Source organism: Streptomyces sp. NPDC046931 (assembly GCF_040644655.1).
Taxonomy (GTDB): domain Bacteria; phylum Actinomycetota; class Actinomycetes; order Streptomycetales; family Streptomycetaceae; genus Streptomyces.
On the sequence record NZ_JBEYWX010000029.1, the window covers coordinates 45820 to 71957 of the forward strand.

Consider the following 26138-nt stretch of genomic DNA (forward strand, 5'->3'; position numbering starts at 1 on the left):
TCACTCCATGAGCCCCGCCGAAGGCGACCGTGAACTCCAGCGCATCCTGATCGTCGACGACGAGCCGGCGGTCCGGGAAGCACTCCAGCGCAGCCTCGCCTTCGAGGGCTACGAGACCGAGGTCGCCGTGGACGGCGCGGACGCGCTGGAGAAGGCGACGGCGTACCAGCCCGATCTGGTCGTCCTGGACATCCAGATGCCCCGGATGGACGGTCTCACCGCCGCCCGCCGGATGCGCGGGGCGGGCACCACCACCCCCATCCTCATGCTCACGGCCCGTGACACGGTCGGCGACCGTGTCACCGGTCTCGACGCCGGAGCCGACGACTACCTGGTCAAACCGTTCGAACTGGACGAGCTGTTCGCCCGCATCCGCGCCCTGCTCCGCCGCAGCTCCTACGCGGCCACGGCGGTCGGCAGCCCGGACAACGAGGCACTGACCTTCGCCGACCTCCGGATGGACCTGGCGACACGCGAGGTCACACGCGGCGGGCGGGCCGTGGAACTGACCCGCACCGAATTCACCCTGCTGGAGATGTTCATGGCACATCCGCGCCAGGTGCTGACCCGTGAGCAGATCCTCAAGGCGGTCTGGGGCTTCGACTTCGAGCCGTCGTCGAACTCCCTCGACGTGTACGTCATGTACCTGCGCCGCAAGACGGAGGCGGGCGGCGAACCCCGTCTGGTGCACACGGTGCGCGGTGTGGGGTATGTCCTGCGCCAGGGCGGCGCCGAGTGATCAAGCGTTTCCGCTCTCTGCCGCTGCGCTCCCGGCTCGCCCTGCTGGTGGCGGCGGCGGTGGCGTTCGGGGTGGCGGCGGTGTCGGTGAGCTGCTGGTTCATCGTCCAGGGCAAGCTGTACGGCCAGGTCGACAGCGACCTGAAGAATTCCAGCGGGCCGATCCGGCCGGGGGGCCTGGCGCGCGTCCTGGGCGACTGCTCGACCACGCCCTCCCCGCCGGACGACCGGGGCCCCGAGCTCAGCACCCACTATGTGCAGGTGGTCAATGCCGAAGGCCAGGTGTGCATCTTTCCGAACTCGAGCGGCCTCGTCAGACCCACCCGCGACGACACCGAGATCGCGCGGAACCCGATCCGCGGCGTCCTCCACAACAGCGTCGACAGCAAGGGCCAGCCGGTACGGGTGCTGACGACGCCCCTGCTCGGCGACACTCCGGGCGACCCGACGGTCTACCAGGGCTACGCCCTGACCCTGGCGTACCCGCTGAAGGACACCAACAAGACGCTCAACGACCTCGCCGTGATCCTCCTCATCGTCTCCGGCCTCGGCGTCGTGGGCGCCGGTGCCGTCGGTCTGGCCGTGGCCCGCGCGGGTCTGCGCCCCGTCGACAAGCTGACGGAGGCCGTCGAACACATCGCCCGCACGGAGGACCTGACCACACGGATCCCGGTGGACGAGGAAAGCGAGGACGAGATCGCCCGTCTGTCCCGCTCCTTCAACTCGATGACCTCGGCCCTCGCCAGTTCCCGCGAACTACAGCAGCAGCTGATCGCGGACGCGGGCCACGAGCTGCGCACGCCGCTCACCTCCCTGCGGACGAACATCGAACTCCTCACCCGCAGCGAGGAGACGGGCCGTCCGCTGCCCGCGGAGGACCGCAGAGCACTCCTCGCCTCGGTGAAGGCACAGATGACGGAACTGGCCTCGCTGATCGGTGACCTTCAGGAGCTGTCCCGTCCCGAGAAGGGCCTGCACGCCGGCAAGACCCAGGTGGTGGAGTTGCAGGACACCGTCGAGAACGCCCTGCGCCGCGCCCGGCTGCGCGGTCCCGAGCTGACGATCACTGCGGGCCTCCAGCCCTGGTACGTACAGGCGGAGCCGTCCGCGCTGGAACGGGCGGTCGTGAACATCCTCGACAACGCGGTGAAGTTCAGCCCCGCGGGCGGCACGATCGAGGTCGCCCTCACGGACGGCGTGCTGACGGTCCGCGACCACGGCCCCGGCATCGCGGCCGAGGAACTCCCGCACGTCTTCGACCGCTTCTGGCGCTCCCCCTCGGCCCGCGCGCTGCCCGGCTCCGGCCTGGGCCTGTCCATCGTGGCCCGCACGGTCCAGCAGGCCGGTGGCGAGGTGTCCCTGCGGCCGGCGGAGGGCGGGGGCACGGTGGCGACGGTACGGCTGCCGGGGGCACCGACACCGCCGCCGAGTCCGGGCGGGTAGACGGCCGGCCTCACCCGCCCAGGGGTCCTCGGAACCGGGCGACCACCCCGGTCTTCCCCGCCTCGGCCGGTTCCGCCTTCGATGGATATCTCCTCCCTTCCTCCATCTCCTCCCCTCCCCCCGGCCCGCCCCTTACCCTCGTATCCATGACCAGCGACGACGCCGCCCGCCCGGCACTGACCCGCTCCATGGAGACCGTCACCGCACTCTCGCCCACGCAGGCCGAGGCCGTGCTAGAGCTGCTCGCCGACGCCGCGCGGGTCGACGGACAACAGGCGGTGTCCGAGCAGGGGCGGTTGCAACTGCGCGGCGGTGAGCGTGAGGGCGTCTCCCATCTGCTGCTGACGGTCGGGGAGACACTCGTCGGATACGCCCAGCTGGAGGACACCGACCCGGTGGAGGCCCCGGCCGCCGAAATGGTCGTGCACCCCTCGCACCGCGGTCATGGGCACGGCCGGGCGCTGGGCTCCGCGCTCCTGGCCGCTTCCGGCAAGCGGCTGCGGGTATGGGCGCACGGCGGCCACTCGGCGGCCCGGCACCTCGCCCAGGTCCTCGGCCTCACCCTCTTCCGTGAACTGCGCCAGCTGCGCCGCCCGTTGGACCAGCTCGAACTGGTCGAGCCGAAGCTGCCCGACGGTGTCACCGTCCGTACCTTCGTCCCCGGCCAGGACGACGCGGCCTGGCTCGCCGTCAACGCCGAGGCCTTCGCCCACCACCCCGAGCAGGGCTCCCTCACCCAGCGCGATCTCGACGACCGCAAGGCCGAGCCGTGGTTCGACCCTCGGGGCTTCTTCCTCGCGGAACGCGAGGGCGAGCACGGCCTCGAACTCATCGGCTTCCACTGGACCAAGGTCCACGCCGAGGAACAGCTCGGCGAGGTGTACGTCCTCGGCGTCCGGCCCGGCGCACAGGGCGGCGGCCTCGGCCGTGCCCTGACCACGATCGGCCTGCGGTACCTGACCGCCCAGGGCCTGCCGACCGCCATGCTCTACGTCGACGCGGACAACGCGGCCGCGCTCACGGTGTACGAGCGGTTGGGCTTCTCTACGTACGAGACGGATCTGATGTACCGCACGGAGACCTGAGGGGCCCGAGGGGCCGCAGGGACCGGTGAGGTGGGCCGGTGGGGTGGGCCGGGGAGCTGGGATCCTGCCGGGGGTGACCCGCTCAGTGACGGGGCCGGAGTGCCGGCCGACGCCCTCTGCGCAGGGGTTCCGGCAGCAGTGCCGTCCCCGCCGCCACGGTCAGTGCCAGCAGTGCGGCCCACCGCTGATGCGCCACCGCCCAGTCGGGGGAGGCCGCCGCGACGAACAGGGCCCAGCGCTCGGGAAGCAGAAACGCGAGCGCCGCACCGGCCAGCGGCGTCACCGCCACGGCCGCTCCCGGCTGCGGCTCATCGGTGTACCGCACGGCGGCCGCGGCGCCGGCGAGCGCCAGCGCCGCGAGCAACGCCGCCTCGAGCGTGACGTCGCCGGCCGGGGGCCGTATCCGGCCCGGTATCAGCAGCAGGGCCACCGTCCAGCACACCGCGGCGAGCGGGACGACCAGTGCCATCCTCAGTCCGGTCCGCACCGTCCGCCGGGTCGGCACTGCCGCGGTGACGTGCCGTGCCGGATCGTCCAGCAGGAACGCCAGGCCCAGCGCGAAGGCGACCGCGGCGCACCGCAGCAGGACCAGGGCGAACGCCGAGTCGTGCCCCCCGGGCACCAGCCGTGCGACCGCGGCAGGAGCCAGGCCCGCCCCGGCCGCCACACCCAGCACCCGCCAGGGCAGAGCGCGCCACACCGGCGGGAGAAGGACCCGGACCCGCCGGCACCTGTCGGCTAGTCCTGACACCACTCCCCCTTGCCGGCACCTTCGTCGGCACCCTTGCCGGCCCCGTTGCGAGCCCCTTCGGCCGCCCCCGGCACACCCAGCAGTTCCGCCACCCGGGCCTCCGACGTCTTCGGGGACGTCAGCTCCGTCCAGTGGGCCTTCACCCTGGCCGTGACGCTGTAGCGCGGCTGCTTGAGCAGTTCCCGGACGATCCGGGTCTGTTCGGCACTCATGGAGACCGGTTCCGTGAGGGCCAGCGCGAGAGCGGAGCCCGACGTGCTGTCGCCCAGGCGGACGTCGCGGAACGCGGCCGCCGGATCGTCCTGAGCAGCCAGCGCCAGCCACATGACGGTGACCGTGCGGGCGTCGCACATACGGGACACCGTCCGCTCGTCCCCGGCGACAAGGACCGCCGCGACACCGACGGCGAACTCGGGGATCCGGTTGCCGCCCCACCGCGTGCCGACGGTCACCTCACCCGGAGTGCTCAGGGGCGTCAGCGCGGCATCACTGCTCAGGTCGTAGATCAGGGGTATCCGCTGCCGGACCGTCAGCCGTTCCCCGCCGGCGCCGCCGCCCGCGAGACGCTGGACACGGTCGGCGACCCGCGCCCAGTCGTCCCGCCAGCCGGTCCACTCCGGGAACGAGCAGTACGTCGAGCGGCCGTACACCACGCACGACTGGAACCGCGCCGGCGTGCGGTTCACCTCCGTGCGCGCCGCGGTCAGCCCGGCCTCGTGGCCCGGGGACTGACCGGCGATCCCCACGGCCGTGGCGCCGAGCGCGACCACCGTGAGCGCCTTCAGCAGGCGAGTGCGTCCCCCGCTCACCAGCGCGGCGGCACACAGCAGCAGCGCGGTAAGACCCGCCAGGTACAGAGCGTGCCAGGCGGCCGGACGGCCCAGGAGATCGGAGGGGATCGGATCGGCGCCGTTCTCGGAGACGACCGGGTACAACCAGTTCAGCCAGTGCTCCTTCTCCCCCGTGACCGCGGAGGCGACCAGGAGCCCGGCGAATCCGACGACTATGAACAGCGGACCCCCGACGATGCTGGGGCAGAGGCGCGCGATCAGCACCCCCAGCACCCCGGCCAGCAGCACCACCAGCGGTCCCACCGCCAGTTCCGCCACCGATCCATGACCCGCCGCCCCCGGCTTCAGGGCCGCCCGGCCGAACTGGACGGCGACGACCAGCGCGGTGACCGCCGCGAAGGGCACCACGGACAGGGCGTGCGCCACCGTACGCCGCCAGGGCTCCATGACCAGGACGTCGAAGTGCCGGTCCGTTCCGTGGCGCCGGGAGCGCAGGGCGGCGACGTTCACACACATGAGGACCGCGACGGCCAGGAAGGGCAGGACGGACTGGGAACCACGGTCGGTGCTCTGCAGGACCGGATAGTCGTCCATGCCGTCCCCGGGCAGGAACAGCTTCCACAGGGCGTGCCCGATGTACAGCAGGAAGAACACGAACACCGGGATCTGGAGCAGGAGTTCGCGTGCCTCGAACCGGGCGAGCGCCAGGACGGCTGCGGCCGAGTGGCGGCCGGTCCGCACGGGCGGGGCGACCGCCGGGGCCTTGTCGATGACCGTGCTCATACGGACGCCACCTCCGCCGGCTCGCCGTCGAGGACCAGCAAGTAGCCGTCCTCCAGGGTCGGTTCGAGAAGGTCGGCGCCCTTGGGCGGGTCGCCGACATTGCGGAACGTGCCCATGCCCGTACGCCAGCCGGCGCGGGCGCCCGGGTCACGCTCCGTACTGCTCCACACCCGGCCCGCGGCTCGTGCGGTCAGCTCGGCCGGGGTGCCCTCGAAGCGGATCCGGCCGTGAGCCATCACGATCACGCGGTGGCAGAGCATCGCCACGTCATCGGTCTGATGGGTGGACAGCAGCACCGTCCGGCCCTCACCCGCCACGGCGATCACCTCCCTGAAGCGCATGCGTTGTTCGGGGTCGAGACCGACGGTCGGTTCGTCGAGGAGCAGCAGGCGCGGGTCGCCGACGAGCGCCGCGGCCAGGGCGACGCGCTGGCGCATACCGCCGGACAAGCGCTTGATGCGTCTGCCCCGTACATCCGAGAGACCGACGGCCTCGATCACGCGCCGCACCTCCCGGTGCCGTCCGGCCCGGTCCGTGAGCTCCTTGAGGATCGCCACGTAGTCGACGAACGCGAAGGCCGTGAAGTCCGGGTGGAAACCCGGGGTCTGCGGCAGATAGCCGAGCCGGCGCCGCACCTCCTGACGGCCGGCTGCCGTGCCCGGGTCGTGCCCGAGGACGGTGAACGCGCCGCGGTCGGCGGGCACGGCGGTGGCGAGCACCCGCAGCAGGGTCGTCTTGCCCGCGCCGTTGGGCCCGAGCAGGCCGGTGACGCCCTCATGGAGGCGCAGGGAGACGTCGTCCAGAGCGGCCGTGCCGCCGTAGCGCACGGTAAGGCCGGCGGCCGAGACGGTGGGTGCGGTCGTCATGGGGTGCTCCTGTGGGCGAAGTCGGTGAACGGGGCGTGGGCCGGCGAGGCGTCGAAGCGGTCACGCAGGCGGTGCAGCAGGACGGCCGAGACGACCGCGACCACCGCGGCCACCCCCTGGCCCGGAGCCGTGAACGGCAGGGGCGTCCCGTGAACGGTCGCCTCGGCCACCACCAGCAGGGCGACCCAGGCGCCGCTGACCAGGGCCGGGGCAAGGACCGGACCCAGCCGGGCGGTCAGCGCGAGCCCCGTCGCGGTCAGGGCGAGGCCGGGCAGCAGCCAGGACAGGGCACGCACTCCGTAGACCGGGAGGGCGAGCGTCGCCAGGCCGTTCAGCCCGAGGCTCGCCACCAGCACCGCGACCGTGCGGATCATCAGCAGGCGGAAGCCGTGCAGCGGGGCGACCACCGTCATCTCGTAGGTCGGGTCGAGAGCCGGCCCGTACGACAGGGCGACGCCCGCGAGAGGGAGCAGCGGTGCCAGGGCGAGGAACACCGTCGGCGAGTCCATCGCGTACACACTCGCCACGGTCATGACCAGGACCAGCATGACCGCGCCGAGCCAGGAGGCGCGCAGCACGGGGGTCGCGGCGAGCAGCCGCGCGATGTGGTCGGCCACCCCGAACCGGGTCAGCAGCGCCTCGAAGAGGCCCGGCCGGGGTGCGTCCAGCTCGGCGTCGAGCCGCTCCCAGCCGAGGTCCAGGGCGAGCGGGTCGCCGGCCTCGGCGAGTGCCTGGCGGCAGAGTGCGCAGGCGGCCAGGTGCGTGTCCACGGACCACAGCCGGGGCGCCTCCAGCTCTCCGCGCGCATAGGCGCGGAGGTCCTCGGCATCCGCGTGCCATGTGGCGCCGTCGCTCTTCGCATCCCTCATGCCAGCTCCTCCCGCAACCGCTTGCGCGCCCGCAGCGCCCGTGTCTTGACCGTGCCGGGGGGAATGCCGAGCAGGACGGCCGCCTCCCTGGTCGTGAGTCCGTCGATCACCGTCGCCTGGAGAACGGCCCTCAGCTCGGGCGAGAGCCGTATCAGTGCTCCCGCCAGGTCGCCGTGCTCCACTCCGGCCAGGACCCGCTCCTCCGCGGAGGCCTCGTGCCGGTGGCGCAGCCGTGCCAGCGTCTGACGCAGCCGGCCGCGTGCGCCGTCGCCGCGCAGCGCGTCCACCAGCCGTCGGGCGCCGATGCGCCAGAGCCAGCCGGCCACGTCGCCGTCCTCGCGGTACCGCGCGGTGCCGTGCCAGACCGCCAGGAACGTCTCCTGCACGACGTCGTCCACGACCCCGGGGTCGGCGCAGCGGCCGCGCAGCCGTGCCGTGAGCCACGGCGCATACCGCCGGTACAGCTCCTCGAAGGCGCGACGGTCCCCGTCTGCCGCGGCACGCAGCAGCTCCCCGTCACTTCTCGTTTCCCTCACGCCCCTTCATCGGATGAGCTCTCGCGAACGGTTCACACCCCGGCAGAAATTCTCAGCGAGCCCGGCAGGCCCCTGGTCAGCCTCCCGCCCGCCGGTCCGTGCCCGCCTCCGCCCACCGCCCCGGCGTCAGCCCTCCTCGCCCACCGCCCCGGCGTTAACCCGCCTCCGCCCACCGGCCCGGCGTTAACCCGCCTCCGCCCACCGGCCCGGCGTCAGCCCGCCTCCGCCCACCGCCCCGGCGTCAGCCCTCCTCGCCCACCGCCCCCACAGCCCTCCTCCGCCCCCACAGCCCTCCTCCGCCCCCGGCAGCCCTCCTCCGTCCACCGCCCCAGCAGCGCTTCGCCACCATCCGCGGCCATACCCGTAGCCGTCCGCCCCCGGCCGTCCCCGCCGCAGTCCGCCTCCCCGGACAGCCCGCCGCCACCCGTCCCCCGGTCCCCGACGGCGCACACGCCCCGTCCAGCCCCCTCGCACGCCGCCGCGCTCCGTGCAGACGTCCGCGAGCCTCCCCCCGCTATCCCGCACGTCATGTCGCCGTAACCATTGATTCAGAAGAGCTTGCGACGCTCAGCCAATGAACGCCGCCCTGCCTGAGCCGCCACCGCCGCCTCGCAACGGGGCCGGTGCGGAACGCGGGCGTCCGTCCGCCGCGCCGCTGCCCGCGGTCTCCGACGCGCCCGTCACCCGATTGGCGCGGAAGAATGGATTCATGAGCCAGCAGAACGCCCAGGCACCGGCCCACCCCTCCCCCGCCACTCCCCGTGAGGGAGAGCCCACGGGTCGCGCAAACGTGCAGAATCAGCAGCCCTCCGTGGGTTCCATCGCCGCGCACCGCCCGCACACCGTGGCCGCGACGGTCTCCGAACTCGAACCCGACATCGATGCCGACCTCGACGCGTACGAGGTGAGCGAGGGCGCCCAGCTTCCACAGGGCCGCTTCCTCGACCGGGAACGCAGCTGGCTCCAGTTCAACGAGCGCGTACTCGAGCTGGCCGAGGACCCGAACACACCCCTCCTGGAACGCGCGAAGTTCCTGGCGATCTTCGCCAGCAACCTGGACGAGTTCTTCATGGTCCGGGTGGCGGGCCTGAAGCGCCGGATCGCCACCGGTGTCGCCACCCGCTCGGCGTCCGGTCTCCAGCCCCGCGAGGTGCTGGAGATGATCTGGGCCCGCTCCCGCGAGCTCATGGCCCGCCACGCGGCCTGCTTCCACGAGGACGTCGCCCCCGCGCTCGCGGAGGAGGGCATCCACCTGGTCCGCTGGAACGAGCTGACCGACAAGGAACAGGCGCGCCTGTTCACGCTCTTCCGCCACCAGATCTTCCCGGTGCTCACCCCCCTGGCCGTCGACCCCGCGCACCCCTTCCCGTACATCTCGGGCCTCTCGCTCAACCTCGCGGTCGTCGTGCGCAACCCGGTCTCCGGCCACCGCCACTTCGCGCGCGTCAAGGTGCCGCCGCTGCTCTCCCGCTTCCTGGAGGCCTCCCCGCAGCGCTACGTCCCCATCGAGGACGTCATCGCCGCGCACCTGGAGGAGCTGTTCCCGGGCATGGAGGTGCTGGAGCACCACGCCTTCCGCATCACCCGCAACGAGGACCTCGAGGTGGAGGAGGACGACGCCGAGAACCTGCTCCAGGCCCTGGAGAAGGAGCTCATGCGGCGCCGCTTCGGGCCGCCGGTGCGCCTGGAGGTCGAGGAGTCCATCGACCGGTACGTGCTCGACCTGCTGATCCGCGAGCTGAAGATCTCCGAGGCCGAGGTGTACCCGCTGCCGGGTCCCCTGGACCTCACGGGCCTCTTCGGCATCGCGAACCTCGACCGGGCCGAGCTGAAGTACCCGAAGTTCGTCCCGGTCACCCCCCGTGACCTGGCCCAGGTCGAGTCGGCGTCCGCACCCGACGTCTTCGCGGCGATGCGGGACCGGGACATCCTGCTGCACCACCCGTACGACAGCTTCTCCACGTCGGTGCAGGCGTTCCTGGAGCAGGCGGCGGCCGACCCGGACGTGCTCGCCATCAAGCAGACGCTGTACCGGACCTCGGAGACCTCGCCGATCGTCGACGCGCTCATCGACGCGGCCGAATCCGGCAAGCAGGTCCTCGTACTGGTCGAGATCAAGGCCCGCTTCGACGAGCAGGCCAACATCAAGTGGGCCCGAAAGCTGGAGGAAGCGGGTTGCCATGTCGTCTACGGACTCGTCGGTCTGAAGACGCACTGCAAGCTCTCGCTGGTCGTGCGGCAGGAAGGCGAAACGCTCCGCCGCTACAGCCATGTCGGCACGGGCAACTACCACCCCAAAACCGCCCGTCTGTATGAGGACCTGGGGCTGCTGACCGCCGATCCGCAGGTCGGAGCGGACCTGTCCGACCTCTTCAACAGGCTCTCGGGCTACTCCCGCCGTGAGACCTACCGCCGGCTGCTGGTGGCGCCCAAGTCCCTGCGCGACGGTCTGATCTCCCGGATCAACCAGGAGATCCAGCACCACCGGGCCGGCCGGCCCGCGTGCGTCCGCATCAAGGTCAACTCGATGGTGGACGAGGCGATCATCGACGCGCTCTACCGCGCGTCGCAGGCGGGCGTGCCGGTCGAGGTGTGGGTGCGCGGCATCTGCGCGCTGCGCCCGGGCGTCACCGGCCTGTCGGAGAACATACGGGTCCGGTCCATCCTCGGCCGCTTCCTCGAACACTCGCGCGTCTTCGTGTTCGGAAACGGCGGTGAGCCCGAGGTGTGGATCGGTAGTGCCGACATGATGCACCGCAACCTCGACCGCCGCATCGAAGCACTCGTCAGGGTCACCGACCCGTCGCACCGGGCGGCCCTCAACCGGCTCTTCGAGACCGGTATGTCCGACTCCACGGCCTCCTGGCACCTGGAACCGGACGGCGAGTGGACCCGGCACGCGACCGACGCGGACGGCCACCCCCTGCGGAACATCCAGGAGATGCTCATAGACGCCCGGAGGCGCCGGCGTGGCACAGCAACACCTTGATCCCCCCACCGACCCCACGGCCGGGCCCACCGGGGACGCCCTCGCGGGCTATCTGCGGGCCCAGGCCACGGAGTTCCTCCGCTCGCTGCGGCAGCACCGGGAGACCGGTGCCGGTGGGGGCACCCCCGCTCGAGCCGAGTCGAGAGTGGGGGAGAACGGCGTGGACGACTCCGGCGACGCGGCTCTCGCCCTGCGCCGCTCGGCCCGTCGCATCAGCGGCACGCTCCACACGTTCCGTCCGCTCCTGGACACCGACTGGTCGGAGGGGATGCGTCCCGAACTCGCCTGGCTGTCGGGCACCTTGGCCCGCGAGCACGCGTACGCGGCCCGGCTCGAGCGGCTGCTGCTGGCCCTGCACCGGCTGTCGGGCTCCTCGGTCTTCCCCACGCAGCCGGGGGGCGCGGGGAACGCCGGCACCGGTCCGCGCAGCCAGCCCGGTGTCCCGGAGCGGGGCAATCTGACCGTCGGCGCGGCGAAGGCGGGCGCCCTGCTGGAGCGTCAGCTGACCCTGGCCCGGACGCGCGCCCACTCCGCGGCCCTCCAGGCCCTCGGCTCCAGCCGCTTCCACGCGGTGGCGGACAGCGTCGCCGTCCTCGCCAGCGAGGTCCCGCTCACGTCCGCCGCGGCCACCGCCGACCTGCGCCCGCTGGCCGCCGCCGCGGAGGAGCGGCTGTGCGACGCGGTGGCCGCGCTGCCGCTGATCACCGCGGGCCACCCGTACAACGCGGAGGCCCTGATCCACGGCCTCTCCCCCGACCCGGCCCCGCACCCGCAGGACGGTCCCTGGCACCAGGTCCGGCTGCTGCTGCGCCTGCACCGCTACGCCCGGGAGGTGCTGTACGGGGAGGACGCACCCGTCGACGTACGGCTGCTGACGGCGGGCCAGGCCCTGAACCGGCACCGGGACGCCTCGGAGGCGGCAGCGGCCGCCGCGGCGGCGGCGCGCACCCCGCGTATCGCCCCGGCGACGGCGTACGCGCTGGGCGTGCTGCACGCCGACCAGCGCCACGAGGTGGAGGCGGCCCGCTTCGCGTTCCAGCAGTCATGGCAGAAACAAACGGTGGGTACTCCGTAGGCGCCCGGCGACGGGCACTCGTACGACGGCACGGCACGGCATCGCGCGGAACGGCACGGCAGGCACGACCGGACGCGCCACCCGGCCCGCGAGCGGTGCCGTGCGGCACGGGAGAGGAGCCGGAGCATCCGATGAGCGACGACGACACCATCCTCGCGGCGGGCTGTGTCCTGTGGCGCCGCTCGCCCGTCGGCGGCGCCCTGGAGATCTGTCTGGTGCACCGGCCCAAGTACGACGACTGGTCCCACCCGAAGGGCAAGCTCAAGCGTGGTGAGGACCCACTCGCGGGTGCGCTGCGCGAGGTGGAGGAGGAGACGGGCTACACCGCCGTCCCCGGCGCGCACCTGCCCACCGCCTGGTACGAGGTGGCAGGCCGCCCCAAGCGGGTCCACTACTGGGCGGCCGAGGCGGCGGAGGGCTCCTTCGCGCCGAACCGCGAGGTCGACCGCATCCTGTGGCTTTCGCCTGCCGGGGCCCGGGCCCGTCTGACCCAGCCACGCGACAGGGAACTGGTCGACGCCTTCCTGAACGTGCTTAATCTGACATAAGCATTGAGATCTTCTATAAGCATCGATATCCCTCGAAAGGGGCATCCGGTATACCGGGCGGCACACGTAACGCGAGAGGCGTGAGAACCCGCGTGATCAGCCCGAGGCAACCCACCATTGACCGAAACCCGCAGGCCAGCCGCCCCTTGACGTGACTCGGCAGCCGGAATGCCCTCGTGTCCGAGACGTAAGCGTTCCGTGACCTAACCACACAGACCGCAGGGGTTCACCTTCCGTTCACTCTCGACCATCGGCAGCTTCACCTGTTCTGCCTAATTTCGGCCGTACAAGGTGCGAAGCGCGCATGAGGCGTGCTGACGCACTTCCCAGCACGGCAGCCCTGACGGGCTACCGCACCCCTCGCACGCCGCCACGGACGGCGGCTCCTGGAAGGAACTCCCGAAAGTGATGCTTCAGCGCAAGAACCGGCTTCGCGCCCTTTCGCTCGGTGCTGTCGCCGTCTCCGGCGCCCTGGCCCTGACGGCGTGCGGCTCCGATGACACGGGCAAGAGCAGCAGCGGCGGCAGCTCGGCCTCGGCGTCCAGCACCTCCTCCATCAAGTGCGACAACGCCAAGGGCCAGCTCCAGGCCTCCGGCTCTTCCGCGCAGAAGAACGCGATCGACGCCTGGGTCAAGCAGTACACCCAGGCCTGCCACGACGTGCAGATCAACTACAACCCGACCGGTTCGGGCGCCGGCGTCACCGCGTTCCTCGGTGGCCAGACCGCGTTCGCCGGCTCCGACTCGGCGCTGAAGCCCGAGCAGATCGCCGACTCCAAGAAGGTCTGCTCCGGCGGCCAGGCCATCGACCTGCCCATGGTCGGCGGCCCGATCGCGGTCGGCTTCAACGTTCCGGGCGTGGACAGCCTGATCCTCGACCCCTCCACGATCGCCAAGATCTTCAACGGCAAGATCAAGATGTGGAACGACACCGCGATCAGCAAGCTGAACCCGGGCGTCAAGCTGCCGGCCCTCAAGATCCAGGCGTTCCACCGCTCGGACGAGTCCGGCACCACGGACAACTTCACCAAGTACCTGATCGCCACCGCGAAGAGCGACTGGCCGTACTCGGGCGGCAAGGCCTGGCAGGCCAAGGGCGGCCAGTCCGCGCAGGGCTCCTCCGGCCTCGCCCAGCAGGTCAAGCAGACCTCGGGTGCGATCTCGTACTTCGAGCTCTCCTACGCCGCTGACGGCATCAAGACGGTCGACCTCAAGACCGGCGCCTCCACCCCGGCCAAGGCCACCGTCGAGAACGCCACCAAGGCCATCGCGAGCGCCACGGTCGCCGGCACCGGCAAGGACATGGCCCTGAAGCTCAACTACCAGCCCACCGAGGCCGGCGCCTACCCGCTGACCCTGGTCACCTACGAGATCGTCTGCGACAAGGGCAACAAGGCCGACACCCTGGCGGCCGTGAAGTCCTTCCTCTCCTACACCGCGTCCGAGGACGGCCAGAACCAGCTGGCCGACGCCAAGTACGCGCCGATCCCCGCCGAGATCAACTCCAAGGTTCGCGAGACCATCTCGAGCCTGAGCTGACCCGATGTGCGGCCCGCCCCCTCATGGGGCGGGCCGCACCGTCCGGTGCACCGCCGCCTGGAGCCGACACCCGCCACGGCTCCGCAGACCGGAGATCCTGATGGACATCACTACACAGAACACTGACGCGCCTCCGCCCGCTCACCGGCCCTCCGCGGCCGGGCAGAAGCGTGCCGGCCGCGGCGCCACCCGCCCCGGGGACCGGATCTTCCTGGGCCTTTCCCGCGGGTCCGGAATCTTCCTCCTGGTGATCATGGCCGCGATCGCGGGCTTCCTCACCTACCGCGCGAGCATCGCGATCAGCAACGACCACGGCAACTTCCTGACCACCTTCGAGTGGAACACCAACCTGACCCCGCCGGTCTTCGGCATCGCGGTCCTGGCCTTCGGCACGGTCGTCTCCTCGATCATCGCCATGGCCATCGCGGTCCCGGTCGCGGTCGGTATCGCGCTGTTCCTCACGCACTACTCGCCGCGCAGGCTGGCCGGGCCCATCGCCTATGTGATCGACCTGCTCGCCGCCGTGCCCTCCATCGTCTACGGCCTGTGGGGCGCGCTCGTCCTCGTACCGCACATGGACGGTCTGTTCGGCTGGCTGAACGACTACCTCGGCTGGACCGGCGTCTTCTCCTGGCAGGGCGGCGCCTCGCGCTCCCTGGTCACCGTCGGCATCCTGCTCGCGATCATGATCCTGCCGATCATCACCAACGTGAGCCGTGAGGTCTTCCGGCAGGTCCCGCAGACGCACGAGGAGGCGGCTCTCGCCCTCGGCGCCACGCGCTGGGAGGTCATCCGCATGGCCGTGCTGCCGTTCGGCCGCTCCGGTGTGATCTCCGCGTCGATGCTCGGCCTCGGCCGTGCGCTCGGCGAGACGATGGCCGTCGCCACCGTTCTCTCCCCGACCTTCGACATCCAGACCAGTCTGCTCGACCCGGGCGGCGGCACCTTCGCCCAGAACATCGCCAGCAAGTTCGGCGAGGCCACCGACCAGGGCCGTGACGCCCTCATCGCCTCCGGTCTGGTCCTCTTCGTCATCACCCTGCTGGTCAACGGCGCGGCCCGCGTGATCATCGCCCGCCGCAAGGAGTACTCGGGGGCCAACGCATGAGCACCGCAGCCGTCACCGAAAGGCGCCGCAGCACACTGCGCGGCGCCAGCCTGCCGAAGTGGTCGCCCTGGGCGATCGCCGCGGGCTCGATCGCGGCGGGCCTGGGCATCAGCCTGGCCGCCGGCCTCGACAGCAGCATCCAGTGGGCCCTGATGGCCGCGGTCCTGTTCGTCCTCGGCACCTACGTCATCGCCGCGCGCGTCGAAGGCCGCCGGCAGGCCAAGGACCGGGTCGCGACCAGCCTCGTCTGGGTCTGCTTCCTCCTCGCCGTCATTCCGCTGGCCTCCCTCATCTGGGAGACCCTCAAGCGCGGTGTGAAGGTCTTCGACGTCTACTTCCTCACCCACTCGATGGGCGTGGTCGCCGACACCGAGACCGGCGGCGGTATCTACCACGCGATCCTCGGCACCCTCGAGCAGGTCGGCCTCGCCACCGTGATCGCCGTGCCGGTCGGTGTGATGACCGCCGTCTACCTCGTCGAGTACGGCCGTGGCAAGCTCGCCCGGGCCGTCACCTTCTTCGTCGACGTCATGACGGGTATCCCGTCGATCGTCGCCGGTCTGTTCGTCCTCAGCTTCTGGATCCTCATCCTCAAGATGGGCTACTCCGGCTTCGCCGGTTCCCTGGCCCTGGCGATCCTGATGATGCCCGTGGTGGTCCGCTCCACGGAGGAGATGCTCAAGCTCGTCCCGAACGAGCTGCGCGAGGCGTCCCTCGCGCTGGGCGTCCCGAAGTGGCGCACCATCCTCAAGGTGGTCCTGCCGACCTCGATCGGCGGTATCACGACGGGTGTGATGCTCGCCATCGCGCGTATCACCGGTGAGACCGCGCCCGTGCTGCTGCTGGTGTGGGGCACCAACTTCATCAACAGCGACCCGTTCAAGGACCCGCAGGCCTCGCTGCCGCTGTACATCTACCAGCAGTACGCGAACAGCGCCGGCTCCGGCGCGGCCTACGACCGGGCCTGGGCGGCGGCACTCGCGCTCATCGCCTTCGTGATGATCCTCAACCTGGTGGCCCGCGGCATCGCCCGCTGGAAGGCCCCGAAGACCGGTCGCTAAGGCGACGATTTCCGGCTCCGCCGGTCGGGGCCCACAGCGACTGATACTGGAAGTGAAGTAGTCATGGCCAAGCGAATCGACGTAAGCGGACTCACCGCCTACTACGGCTCCCACAAGGCGATCGAGGACATCTCGATGTCGGTCGAGCCGCGATCGGTGACGGCGTTCATCGGCCCCTCGGGCTGCGGCAAGTCGACGTTCCTGCGCACGCTCAACCGTATGCACGAGGTGACGTCGGGCGGACGCGTCGAAGGCAAGGTGCTCCTCGACAACGAGGACCTGTACGGCGCCGGGGTCGACCCGGTCTCCGTCCGCCGTGAGGTGGGCATGGTCTTCCAGCGCCCGAACCCCTTCCCCACGATGTCGATCTTCGACAACGTGGCGGCGGGTCTCCGCCTGAACGGCAACTACAAGAAGTCGGAACTGAACGACATCGTGGAGAGGTCGCTCAAGGGCGCGAACCTCTGGAACGAGGTCAAGGACCGCCTGAACAAGCCGGGCTCCGGCCTGTCCGGTGGCCAGCAGCAGCGTCTGTGCATCGCCCGCGCGATCGCCGTGGAGCCGAAGGTCCTGCTCATGGACGAGCCCTGCTCGGCCCTTGACCCGATCTCCACCCTCGCGATCGAGGACCTGATCGGCGAGCTGAAGGAGCGCTTCACGATCGTCATCGTGACGCACAACATGCAGCAGGCGGCGCGTGTCTCCGACCGCACGGCGTTCTTCAACCTGGCGGCCGTGGGCCAGCCGGGCAGGCTGATCGAGATCGACGAGACGGAGCGGATCTTCTCCAACCCGTCGGTCCAGGCGACGGAGGACTACATCTCGGGTCGCTTCGGCTGATCCGACACCGGTCCCAGGACCCCTCGCGGTGCTGCATGGCGGTGCCACCGCGAGGTAGAAGAGGGCCCGCCCCTGGCTCCCGGGGGCGGGCCCGTTCGCGTCATGCGGCGACTCGTCCGCGTCACTCGGCGACTTCCGTGCGTTCCCACCACTGGTAGACGGTGACCTGCCCCTCCTGGCTGTTCTCGTGGCGCGGGGTCATCCTGTAGTGCTCGTATCCTCCGTGATGCGGAATCTTCAGCTCTTTTCCGGGCGGGACGATCGGCACGAGTTTGCCCGCGAGATCGTCCGGCCCGCCTTCGAGGAGTGCCTTCGCAGTCATAGCTCCAGTGTTCTCACGCCTCAGCGTCCCGCATCTCGAAGCGGCCCGGTACGGCGACCGGGACGTGGACCAGGACGACGGGGACGGGAACCAGGGACCACGGGGACGTGGACCGGGTACGGGGCACCGGCGACAGGGCGCAAACAGACCACCCCCCTCTCGCGCCCGGCGGCTTCGGTGGAGCCGCGCCGGGCGCGAGAGGGGGGTGGAGAAACGTTTCTGCAGGCCCCGAGGGGCCCTCCGGCCGGTGGGGCTACAGGAACGCCAGGTGAATCAGTCCGTAGGCGCACGCCGCCACGGCGGCCGCCGCCGGCATCGTTATGAACCAGCCCAGGACGATGTTCTTGGCGATACCCCACCGCACGGCGTTCACGCGCTTCGTAGCGCCCACACCCATGATCGCCGACGTTATGACGTGCGTCGTCGAGATCGGTGCCTTGAACAGGAACGCCGTCGCGAACATGATCGAAGCGCCCGTGGTCTCCGCCGCGAAACCCTGCGGCGGGTCCAGCTCGATGATCTTGCGGCCGAGCGTGCGCATGATGCGCCAGCCGCCCGCGTACGTCCCCAGCGACAGCATCGCCGCGGAGACGAGCTTCACCCACACCGGGATCGGGTCGCCGTACTTCTCGACGTCGGCGATGACCAGCGCCATCACCACGACACCCATCGTCTTCTGCGCGTCCTGGAGGCCGTGGCCGAGCGCCATGCCGGCCGCCGAGACGGTCTGGGCTATGCGGAAACCGCGCTTCGCCTTGTGCGGATTGGCCCGGCGGAAGATCCACATGATCGCCGTCATGACCAGGTAGCCGACGATCAGGCCCACCACCGGGGACAGGAACATGGGGGTGACGACCTTGTCCAGCACCCCGGACCAGTACACCGTCGTGCCGCCCGCCAGCGCCGCGCCCACCAGTCCGCCGAACAGCGCGTGCGACGAGGACGACGGCAGGCCGAAGTACCACGTGACCAGGTTCCAGACGATGGCGCCGAGCAGTGCCGCGAAGAGGATGCCCATCCCCGTGCCGCCGGACGGCGTCTGGATCAGGCCCTCGCTGACCGTCTTCGCCACCCCGCTGCCGAGGAACGCACCGGCGAGGTTCATCACCGCCGCCATCGCCAGCGCCGCGCGCGGCGTCAGCGCACGCGTCGACACGGAGGTGGCGATCGCGTTCGCCGAGTCGTGGAAGCCGTTGGTATACGCGAAGAACAGGGCGACCAGGATGGTCAGAATCAGAGCGAAGGTGTCCATGGACGCCTCAGGACTCCTTGACCGCGATGGTCTCCACGGTGTTGGCCACGTGTTCGAACGCGTCCGCCGCTTCCTCCAGTACGTCCACGATCTGCTTGAGCTTGAGGACCTCGATCGCGTCGTACTTGCCGTTGAACAGATGGGCGAGCAGTTTGCGGTGGATCTGGTCCGCCTGGTTCTCCAGACGGTTCACCTCGATCCAGTACTCGGTCAGGTTCTCCAGCGTGCGCAGGTGCGGCATCGCCTCGGCCGTCAGCTCGGCCGCCCGTGCCAGCACCTCGATCTGCTGCTCGACCCCCTTGGGCAGCTCCTCGACGTTGTAGAGGACGACCAGGTCGACGGCCTCCTCCATGAAGTCCATGATGTCGTCGAGGGAGGACGCCAGGGAGTAGATGTCCTCACGGTCGAACGGCGTGATGAACGAGGAGTTCAACTGGTGGAAGATCGCGTGCGTGGCGTCGTCACCGGCGTGTTCCGCGGCCCGCATACGCTCTGCGATCTCGGCCCGGGCGGAGGAGTCCGCCCCGAGCAGTTCCATCAGGAGTTTCGAGCCCGTGACGATGTTGTCCGCGGACGCGGCGAACATGTCGTAGAAGCTCGTCTCCCTGGGGGTCAGACGAAAGCGCACGTGGGATCCTCGGGATGCTTCGGTTTCGGTCAGGCTGATGCTAGGCGCATCATCCGGCCACGGCTAAGGGGCCGTCCTCCAGTGTCGCCCATTGGACACCGTGGTCAGCACGGGGGCGGCCAAGGCCCTGGCCAAGGGCCCTATACCCAGCAAAGTTCGTTACCATATACCCGCCAGGGGTATGTGTCCCGCGCCGGGGAGTGCAGGATCCGCCACAGCGGGTCGCCCGTCCGGTTCCGCATCCCCCGGCGGCTGTCGACAGGAGGACGCGATGACGACCACCGAGGCCGGCGCGGCGGTGCCCTCCGAGGGCGCCGGGGCCGTGGTGACCGACCACGACCGGGGCGTCCACGGCTACCACAAGCAGAAGGACGAGCACCTGAAGCGGCTGCGCCGCATCGAGGGCCAGATCCGGGGTCTGCAGCGCATGGTCGACGAGGACGTGTACTGCATCGACATACTCACCCAGGTCTCGGCCTCGACCAAGGCCCTCCAGTCCTTCGCGCTCCAGCTCCTGGAGGAGCATCTGCGCCACTGCGTCGCGGACGCCGCGCTCAAGGGCGGCACGGAGATCGACGCGAAGGTCGAGGAGGCCACAAAGGCGATCGGCCGTCTGCTGCGCACCTGACGGCCGTGAGGGAACGGGGCGTCCGCCGCCGTGCGGCGGATCACGGCTCACTCGCCGGTCGCGTCCCGCTCCTCGGCCACCTTCAGCACCTCGTCGATGCTCTCAAGACTGAGCCGGTCCTCGTGTGCGGCCGACGCCGCGATGATCAGGTCACCGCACAGCTCGATCTCGGCGAGGGCCACGTGGTCCTGAACTGCCGTACCGCCGACCGGAGCCACGTGCATCACCTCTTTCTGCCGTCACCGACTTCCTAGAGTAGGGAGCGGCCTACGGGCCGCGCATGGCACGGACGGACCATTTCCGGCCCCTCGGCCGCGCCACTTCCGGCCTCCCCGCCCCGGCGACGCCCGGGCCCCTCACGGACCCCTCACCGCTCGGCGATCTTCCCGGCGAAGATGTCCCCGGCCGCCGGCAGCCGTACGTCGACGGGGGCCCCGAAGCCGTACAGCAACGTCGTCGACGCCACCGCGACCGTCGTCTTCTGCCGGCCGTTGACGAAACTGAACCGGTGGCGCACCTTCCGCAGCCGCCCCTGGTCGTCGAGGTAGGCGTCGAACGGCACCTCGACCGTGGCGAACCCTTTCGCCGCCGCCCGGAACGGCTCCCTGTCCGCGGCCGGAGCGCTCCGTGCCGCGAGCCCGATGTCGGCCACCCCCCGGTAGTGCCGCACGGGGATCCCGGCGACCTCGGCCCTCCCCACGTACCGCGCGCTGCGGGCCCCGTGCAGCAACTGGGCCGCGGCGTACGGGTCGGTGGCACCGCCGGTGACGAGGTTGCCGTCGGAGAGCGTGGCCGTGTCGACCCGCACCCACTTGTCGGCCGGCACCCCCGCGCCCCGGTTCTTCATGAACAGTGCGCCCGGGGCGAGCAGTTCGGTGATGGGGCGGTGCTCCTCGGTGCCCGCGGGGTCCCGGGGCAGCAGAACCGTCAGCCGGCCGAGCCGGGCACGGAAGTCGTAGACACCCTCGCCGCGGATGGTGACCCGGGTCCCGCCGGTGGCCATCTCCATCGATGTCCGCGTTCTGGAACTGCCCGCCCGCACCAGGGCCGCGGCCGCCCCGTGCAGCGCCTCGACGGCCTCCGTGCCGGAGCGCGCGTCGTCGGCGACGGCCCCGCCGCCCGCGCATCCGGTGGCCGAGGTGCCGCAGACCAGCAGTCCCAGCGTCGCGACGACCGCCGCACCGACCCGACCGTGCTGCCGCACCACCATCGTCCGCCTACCCCCAGCCGGTCCGTCCCGGTGTCCCTCCTGTCGTTCCGGTTAACGACCAGTAGGGAGACCCGTCACGCGCCTTGCGGGGCGGACCACTTGCCACTGGCCGCGGGCACACCCTGCCTTGGGTAACCTTGCCGGAGTGGAACAGGAGGACATACGCACCGGCCCGGAGGAGCACCGCACGACGACGGTCGAACAGGGCCGGTTCTGTGTGGCCCGGTGCACCTGCGGCTGGCGCGGGCCGGCCCGCAGAGCCCGCAGCCTGGCGAGGTCGGACGCCGAGGGGCATGCCACCGGCTGAGACGGCCGACCGATCGCGCCATAAGCGAACACAACCGCCCGATCCGGTCACAACCGGGCGTAACTGCCCCCCTCTGTAGCGATTCTGTGGCCTTTCCCCGTGCAACCCGCCGCCCTGCCGGGCCGTCTCGTTCCACGGAACCCAAGGGAGGCCCACATGCAACGGCGTACGTTCATCGGCGGAACCACCGCCGCACTCGCGACGGCGGTCACCGCCGCGTGCTCCGGCGGCACCAGCAGCTCCGCCGCCGCCGCGAACCCGGCGAGCGCCGCCGGCACGTCGATGCGTACGGCCACCACCGGCACCCGCGCCGCCGCCGACTGGACGGCTCTGGCCAAGGACCTGGCGGGCACCCTGGTCCGCCCCGGCGACCACGCCTGGCCGACGGCCCACCAGCTCTACAACACCCGCTTCGACTCCCTGAAGCCCGCGGCGGTCGCGTATGTGGCGCACGCCGACGACATCCGCACCGTCATGGCGTACGCCCGGGCCCATCACGTCAAGGTCTCCATACGCAACGGCGGCCACTCCTACGCCGGCTGGTCCTCGGGCGACGGCCGGCTGATCATCGACGTGTCGAAACTCAGCAGGATCCGGGCGAGCGGCAACGAGGCGGTCGTCGGCGCGGGCTCCAAGCTGATCGACGTCTACCGCGCGCTCACCGCGAAGGGCGTGACCATACCCGCCGGCTCCTGCCCCACCGTCGGCGTCTCCGGACTCACCCTGGGCGGCGGCCATGGCGTGGTCTCCCGGGCGTACGGGCTGACCTGCGACAGCCTCACCCAGGCGACCCTGATCACGGCGGACGGCAAGCAGCTGGTTGCGAACGCCACCGAGAACAAGGACCTCTTCTGGGCCCTGCGCGGCGCGGGCAACGGCAACTTCGGCGTCGTCACCGAACTGCGGTTCAGGACGCACCCGGCGCCCCAGGCGGTGTCGGCGTATCTGAGCTGGCCCTGGGCCAAGGCCGCCGCCGTCCTCAGCGCCTGGCAGGAGTGGGGCCCCGGCCAGCCCGACGAGATCTGGTCCTCCTGCCACCTGCAGAGCGCGGCCGGCGGCACACCCACCGTCTCGGTCTCGGCATTCTCGCTGGGCACCTACGGCGAACTGCAGAACGCGGTCGACCGCCTGGCCGCGAAGGTCGGCGCCCCGGCGCGCACCGTCTCGCTGCGGCGGAAGTCGTACGAGGCCGCGATGGAGGCGTACGCGAACTGCTCCTCCTTCTCCGCCGACGCCCAGTGCCATCTGCCGGGCTCGACCCCGGGCCGCTCCCGGCAGGGCGCTCTCGGCCGTGAGACGTACGCGGCGCGCTCGGACTTCTTCGACCGTTCGATCCCGGCGGCCGGCATCCAGACGATCCTGCGGCAGATGACGCAGGTCCGGGGCGGCGCGGGCAGCGTCGCGTTCACCGCCCTCGGCGGTGCGGTCAACCGGGTCTCGCCGACGGCCACGGCGTTCGTCCACCGCCGCTCCCGCATGCTGGCGCAGTACATCGCGAGCTGGCGCGCGGGCACCTCCGGTACGACGGCCCAGTCCTGGCTGACGTCCGCGCACGCGTCCATGCGCGGTTACGCGTCCGGGGCCGCGTACCAGAACTACACGGACCCGACCCTGACGAACTGGCGGAAGGCGTACTACGGGGACGCGGCCGCCCGCCTCACGCAGCTTAAGCACCAGTACGACCCGAACGGGTTCTTCACGTTCCCGCAGGCGCTGTAGCGCACGCCCGGCTGCCCGGGGCCGCCCCGCCGAGCGTGGCTCCGCGGCGGCCCAGCAGCCCCGCACAACCCGTGGTGAACCGGCGTTACGCCGCCAGGTCCCTTTCCTCCGCCGTCCGTTCCGAGCGTGCCTCGGGGACCACGGTCCGCGCGGCGCGGGCCCCGCGGGCCCGGATCAGCCGTCCGGCGCGGGGCGAGCGTTCGACCGCCTTCATGAGCGGGGTGAGCAGCGCCATCGCGAGCGGGGAGAGCAGCAGGGCGACGGCCGTGCCGAGGGCGAAGCCCCCGACGACGTCCGTCGGGTAGTGCACCCCCAGGTAGACCCGGCAGAAACCTTCGAGCAGCGCGAGGCCCAGACCGATGAGCCCGAACTTCCGGTTCGCCAGGAACAGGGCGACCGCCGCCGCCATCGTGAGCGTGGCGTGGTCGCTGACGAACGAGTATCCCGTCTTCCCGGTCACGAGGACGTCGAGTCCCTGGTGATCGACGAACGGCCGGGGGCGCTCCACGAAGCCCCGGATCGGCACGTTCACGAGCACCGCGAGACCGGCGGCGAGCGGGGCCCAGACCAGCGCGGCGACCGAGGACGCCGCATCGGAATCGCCCCGCCTGCGCACGCTCCACCAGCACCACAGGACGAGCAGCACCATGGCGAGCAGCAGCCCGTACTCGCCGAGGAACTCCATGCCACGGTCGAACCAGTGCGGCGCGTCCTTGGCCAGGCCATTGATGTCGTACAGCAGATCGACGTCAGGGTTCGACCCGGATTCGGCGAGTGCAGCCATCGTGCGCGGCCCCTTCGTCCTCTGTCGCCTTGCTTGCACGGACGCACCGCTGCGCGTACCGCTCCACCACCCCCGTGGTCGTAGATCCGCTCCACGTCAAGCCGGCTGCCGTACGTCAACGCTCTACGTCAGAACTAACGCACAGCCCTGTCGCAAGCGTTCCGCACTCCACAGAATGATCACGCAGACGTTATCGAAGAGAGACTCGTCTTCGCAGCTCAGGGGGGTGGCGGTGACGGAGAGTTCCGGTCGCCGGGGGCCCCTGCGCATGCCCTTCACATCCCGGTTCACACCGGCGTGGGCAGCGCTTTCGCGCCATCTTCGGTGACACGCGTCGCCCCGAAGTAGTCAGGGGTGTCGATCGGGTCGAAGCGGATCACCGCGCCGGTCCTGGGCGCGTCGATCATGTAGCCGCCGCCGACATAGATGCCGACGTGCCGGATGGCGCGGGAATTGGTCAGGTCGTCCGAGAAGAACACCAGGTCCCCCGGAAGGAGTTCGGCCCGTTTCGGGTGAGGCCCGGCGTTGTACTGGTCGTTGGCCACGCGTGGCAGCGTGATGCCCACGCTCTCGTACGCGGCCTTGGTCAGTCCGGAGCAGTCGAAGCGCCCGCCCTGTTCGGCGGTGCCTTCACCGCCCCAGAGATACGGGGTGCCGAGCTTCTTCTGCGCGAAGTAGATGGCGCCGGCGGCCTGCTTGGACGGGTCGACCCTGCGGACGGGCGCGGCGAAGCTCTCCGCCAGGGTCGTGATGGTCCTGACGTAGTTCCGGGTCTCCTTGTACGGCGGCACGCCCCCGTACTTGATGACCGCGTACGCCCCGGCGTTGTACGCGGCGAGCATGTTCGCCGTCGGGTCTCCGGGGGCGTCCTTGACATACGAGGCGAGCTTGCAGTCGTACGAGGCGGCCGACGGGATCGCGTCGCGCGGGTCCCAGACGTCGGCCCGTCCGTCGCCGTTGCCGTCGATGCCGTGGATGGCCCAGGTACCGGGGATGAACTGCGCGATCCCCTCGGCCTTCGCGGGGCTCCTGGCGTTCGGATTGAAGCCGCTCTCCTGGTACAGCTGGGCGGCGAGCAGCGCGGGGTTGATCGCGCCGCACAGGTTGCCCCACCTCTGCACGAGCGGTGCGTACGCGGCGGGCACGGCGTTCTTGGCGAGCCCGACGGGTCCCCGCCCGAGGCCGTTCGCCAGGTTTCCGGCCACCACATAGACCCCGACGACGAGCAGCATCACGAGGCTCAGCGCGGCACCGACGGCAACGGTCGCCCAGATCCACGCCTTACGCACCGTCAACCGCCCCTCAGCGCCCGGGAGTCCGCCGAGGGTCAGTGTAGAGGCGCGGTGCCGAGGGGGAAGAGGAAAAGAGCTGGTCCGGCCACCACCGCCGCACAAGACCGGCCAACCCCGGGAGCCGGTGACGGCATGTCGTGCGGCAGGGCCCTACGGCCCTCCGGTGGGCGCGCCGGAGGCCGGGGTCACTCGCCCGAGGCGGTCCGGTACAGGGCGGCGGCCTCGTCCTTCAGAACGACGCTGTAGGAGACGTCTTCGGTGGAGCCGCCTTGTTCATGGCCGCCGAGCACACCGACGACCTCGCCGTCGCCGTCCACCCAGGGGCTGCCACTCGTCCCGCTGCTGAAGTCCGGGCAGTCGATGCGCTGTTGTGTGGAGCTGTGGACGGTCGGCTTGTTGACGCAGCGTACGGGGGTTTCCCGGGAGTTGGGGTATCCGGTGACGGTCACGGCGGTGGCGCCGGTCTTCCGCCCCGTGACGAACCGGTTGCCGCCGACGAGGTCCTCGACGTCGACACCGCCGACGGCCCCCACGGCGGCGAAGGCGACGTCGCTGTCCTCGTCCTGGTCATCGTTCCAGCCGTCGCCCACGTAGGTTCTGGTGACCTTCCAGACGCCGTACGGGGCCTTGCCGTCCCGGTAGCCCGGGGCGAACCAGACGGTTCCGCCACCCAGGCAGTGCGCGGCGGTCACGATCACGTCGTGGCTCTTGCTGTGCACCACGGAGGCGGTGCAGAAGTGCCCGCCCTCCAGCGCCCCGCCCGGACCGAAGAGCGCGCCGACCCGGGCACTGGCCGCGTCGGTCTCGGCCTCCGTGGTCACGCCCAGCGGTCCGGGACCGCCGTCGGCGGCGGCCACGGACGAGGCCGTGACGGCCAGCACCACGAGAGCACAGAGGAACACGTGCCGGCGGTTGCCTGGGAGGCGTGTGATGTGTGTCATCACCTTCCACTCTGACCCACGAAGGTGAGAAAA

At 70.9% G+C, this 26138-nt stretch carries 26 protein-coding genes; 13 read left to right on the plus strand and 13 right to left on the minus strand.

Annotated features, from left to right (window positions below):
- Positions 1 to 7 precede the first annotated feature (7 nt).
- From ABZ876_RS33590 to mshD, 3 genes are all read left to right on the plus strand, one after another.
- A complete protein-coding gene (locus tag ABZ876_RS33590) occupies positions 8 to 739 on the plus strand; it encodes a response regulator transcription factor (RefSeq protein ID WP_361788898.1) in 732 nt (243 codons plus the stop codon).
- Positions 736 to 2181, plus strand: a complete 1446-nt coding sequence (locus ABZ876_RS33595; RefSeq protein WP_361788899.1) for a HAMP domain-containing sensor histidine kinase — start codon at positions 736 to 738, stop codon at positions 2179 to 2181. The genes ABZ876_RS33590 and ABZ876_RS33595 overlap by 4 nt, the downstream gene beginning before the upstream one ends.
- 146 nt (positions 2182 to 2327) lie before the next feature.
- On the plus strand, positions 2328 to 3266 hold the full coding sequence (gene mshD / locus ABZ876_RS33600) for a mycothiol synthase (protein ID WP_361788900.1): 939 nt from the start codon (positions 2328 to 2330) through the stop codon (positions 3264 to 3266).
- A gap of 82 nt (positions 3267 to 3348) precedes the next feature.
- Here mshD and ABZ876_RS33605 read toward each other — a convergent pair whose 3' ends face one another.
- Genes ABZ876_RS33605 through ABZ876_RS33625 form a run of 5 tightly spaced genes read right to left on the minus strand, consistent with a single transcriptional unit; the run spans position 3349 to position 7862 of the window.
- The gene (locus tag ABZ876_RS33605) at positions 3349 to 4017 is read right to left on the minus strand and encodes an ABC transporter (RefSeq protein ID WP_361788901.1); all 669 of its coding nucleotides are present in this window, start codon (positions 4015 to 4017) and stop codon (positions 3349 to 3351) included.
- Positions 4005 to 5591 (minus strand): ABC transporter permease, encoded by a 1587-nt coding sequence (locus tag ABZ876_RS33610; protein ID WP_361788902.1) that lies wholly within the window; start codon positions 5589 to 5591, stop codon positions 4005 to 4007. Before ABZ876_RS33610 ends, ABZ876_RS33605 begins: the two co-directional genes overlap by 13 nt.
- Positions 5588 to 6457 carry an ABC transporter ATP-binding protein gene (locus tag ABZ876_RS33615; RefSeq protein ID WP_361788903.1) on the minus strand — a complete coding sequence of 290 codons (870 nt, stop codon included), beginning with the start codon at positions 6455 to 6457 and terminating at the stop codon, positions 5588 to 5590. The genes ABZ876_RS33610 and ABZ876_RS33615 overlap by 4 nt, the downstream gene beginning before the upstream one ends.
- Entirely contained in the window at positions 6454 to 7326 is an 873-nt protein-coding gene (locus ABZ876_RS33620; protein ID WP_361788904.1) for a zf-HC2 domain-containing protein, read from the minus strand. The genes ABZ876_RS33615 and ABZ876_RS33620 overlap by 4 nt, the downstream gene beginning before the upstream one ends.
- Positions 7323 to 7862 carry an RNA polymerase sigma factor gene (locus tag ABZ876_RS33625; RefSeq protein WP_361788905.1) on the minus strand — a complete coding sequence of 180 codons (540 nt, stop codon included), beginning with the start codon at positions 7860 to 7862 and terminating at the stop codon, positions 7323 to 7325. The genes ABZ876_RS33620 and ABZ876_RS33625 overlap by 4 nt, the downstream gene beginning before the upstream one ends.
- A 709-nt stretch (positions 7863 to 8571) precedes the next feature.
- Here ABZ876_RS33625 and ABZ876_RS33630 point away from each other — a divergent pair.
- The 7 genes from ABZ876_RS33630 (at position 8572) to pstB (ending at position 17022) form a co-directional block, all read left to right on the plus strand.
- Complete coding sequence (locus tag ABZ876_RS33630; protein ID WP_361788906.1) at positions 8572 to 10851, plus strand: RNA degradosome polyphosphate kinase; 2280 nt, start codon at positions 8572 to 8574, stop codon at positions 10849 to 10851.
- Positions 10832 to 11926 (plus strand): CHAD domain-containing protein, encoded by a 1095-nt coding sequence (locus tag ABZ876_RS33635; RefSeq protein ID WP_361788907.1) that lies wholly within the window; start codon positions 10832 to 10834, stop codon positions 11924 to 11926. The genes ABZ876_RS33630 and ABZ876_RS33635 overlap by 20 nt, the downstream gene beginning before the upstream one ends.
- Positions 11927 to 12057: 131 nt before the next feature.
- Positions 12058 to 12474, plus strand: coding sequence for an NUDIX hydrolase (locus tag ABZ876_RS33640; protein ID WP_361788908.1), 417 nt, complete (start codon positions 12058 to 12060; stop codon positions 12472 to 12474).
- Positions 12475 to 12879: 405 nt separating this feature from the next.
- Positions 12880 to 14013 (plus strand): phosphate ABC transporter substrate-binding protein PstS, encoded by a 1134-nt coding sequence (gene pstS, locus ABZ876_RS33645; protein ID WP_361788909.1) that lies wholly within the window; start codon positions 12880 to 12882, stop codon positions 14011 to 14013.
- Between the two features lie 100 nt (positions 14014 to 14113).
- Positions 14114 to 15121, plus strand: coding sequence for a phosphate ABC transporter permease subunit PstC (gene pstC / locus ABZ876_RS33650; RefSeq protein ID WP_361788911.1), 1008 nt, complete (start codon positions 14114 to 14116; stop codon positions 15119 to 15121).
- On the plus strand, positions 15118 to 16182 hold the full coding sequence (gene pstA, locus ABZ876_RS33655) for a phosphate ABC transporter permease PstA (RefSeq protein ID WP_361788913.1): 1065 nt from the start codon (positions 15118 to 15120) through the stop codon (positions 16180 to 16182). Before pstC ends, pstA begins: the two co-directional genes overlap by 4 nt.
- Before the next feature lie 63 nt (positions 16183 to 16245).
- A complete protein-coding gene (gene pstB, locus ABZ876_RS33660) occupies positions 16246 to 17022 on the plus strand; it encodes a phosphate ABC transporter ATP-binding protein PstB (protein WP_361788915.1) in 777 nt (258 codons plus the stop codon).
- Positions 17023 to 17143: 121 nt separating this feature from the next.
- On the opposite strand, the gene ABZ876_RS33665 is transcribed toward pstB, so the two are convergent.
- The 3 genes from ABZ876_RS33665 to ABZ876_RS33675 all read right to left on the minus strand — a co-directional run bounded on the left by ABZ876_RS33665 (position 17144) and on the right by ABZ876_RS33675 (position 19224).
- Entirely contained in the window at positions 17144 to 17344 is a 201-nt protein-coding gene (locus ABZ876_RS33665) for a DUF5988 family protein (RefSeq protein ID WP_361788917.1), read from the minus strand.
- A 253-nt stretch (positions 17345 to 17597) separates the two neighbouring features.
- Positions 17598 to 18596, minus strand: coding sequence for an inorganic phosphate transporter (locus ABZ876_RS33670; RefSeq protein WP_361788919.1), 999 nt, complete (start codon positions 18594 to 18596; stop codon positions 17598 to 17600).
- 7 nt (positions 18597 to 18603) lie between these two features.
- Positions 18604 to 19224: a DUF47 family protein gene (locus ABZ876_RS33675; RefSeq protein WP_234518150.1), complete on the minus strand. Its 621-nt coding sequence runs from the start codon at positions 19222 to 19224 to the stop codon at positions 18604 to 18606.
- A gap of 271 nt (positions 19225 to 19495) precedes the next feature.
- Here ABZ876_RS33675 and ABZ876_RS33680 point away from each other — a divergent pair, with 271 nt between their 5' ends.
- A complete protein-coding gene (locus ABZ876_RS33680) occupies positions 19496 to 19852 on the plus strand; it encodes a metal-sensitive transcriptional regulator (protein ID WP_361788921.1) in 357 nt (118 codons plus the stop codon).
- Between the two features lie 47 nt (positions 19853 to 19899).
- Here the strand turns inward: ABZ876_RS33680 and ABZ876_RS33685 are convergent, their stop codons facing one another.
- Both ABZ876_RS33685 and ABZ876_RS33690 read right to left on the minus strand, forming a co-directional pair.
- Entirely contained in the window at positions 19900 to 20076 is a 177-nt protein-coding gene (locus ABZ876_RS33685) for a hypothetical protein (protein WP_344414610.1), read from the minus strand.
- A 143-nt stretch (positions 20077 to 20219) separates the two neighbouring features.
- Positions 20220 to 21062: a hypothetical protein gene (locus tag ABZ876_RS33690; protein ID WP_361788924.1), complete on the minus strand. Its 843-nt coding sequence runs from the start codon at positions 21060 to 21062 to the stop codon at positions 20220 to 20222.
- Positions 21063 to 21207: 145 nt separating this feature from the next.
- Here ABZ876_RS33690 and ABZ876_RS33695 point away from each other — a divergent pair, with 145 nt between their 5' ends.
- Both ABZ876_RS33695 and ABZ876_RS33700 read left to right on the plus strand, forming a co-directional pair.
- Positions 21208 to 21369 (plus strand): hypothetical protein, encoded by a 162-nt coding sequence (locus tag ABZ876_RS33695; protein ID WP_361788926.1) that lies wholly within the window; start codon positions 21208 to 21210, stop codon positions 21367 to 21369.
- 156 nt (positions 21370 to 21525) lie between these two features.
- A complete protein-coding gene (locus ABZ876_RS33700; protein ID WP_361788928.1) occupies positions 21526 to 23088 on the plus strand; it encodes an FAD-binding oxidoreductase in 1563 nt (520 codons plus the stop codon).
- A gap of 85 nt (positions 23089 to 23173) precedes the next feature.
- Here the strand turns inward: ABZ876_RS33700 and ABZ876_RS33705 are convergent, their stop codons facing one another.
- The 3 genes from ABZ876_RS33705 to ABZ876_RS33715 all read right to left on the minus strand — a co-directional run bounded on the left by ABZ876_RS33705 (position 23174) and on the right by ABZ876_RS33715 (position 26105).
- On the minus strand, positions 23174 to 23872 hold the full coding sequence (locus ABZ876_RS33705) for a phosphatase PAP2 family protein (protein WP_361788930.1): 699 nt from the start codon (positions 23870 to 23872) through the stop codon (positions 23174 to 23176).
- 287 nt (positions 23873 to 24159) lie between these two features.
- A complete protein-coding gene (locus ABZ876_RS33710; protein WP_361788932.1) occupies positions 24160 to 25167 on the minus strand; it encodes a bifunctional lytic transglycosylase/C40 family peptidase in 1008 nt (335 codons plus the stop codon).
- A gap of 182 nt (positions 25168 to 25349) precedes the next feature.
- Positions 25350 to 26105 (minus strand): trypsin-like serine protease, encoded by a 756-nt coding sequence (locus ABZ876_RS33715; RefSeq protein WP_361788934.1) that lies wholly within the window; start codon positions 26103 to 26105, stop codon positions 25350 to 25352.
- Positions 26106 to 26138 lie beyond the last annotated feature (33 nt).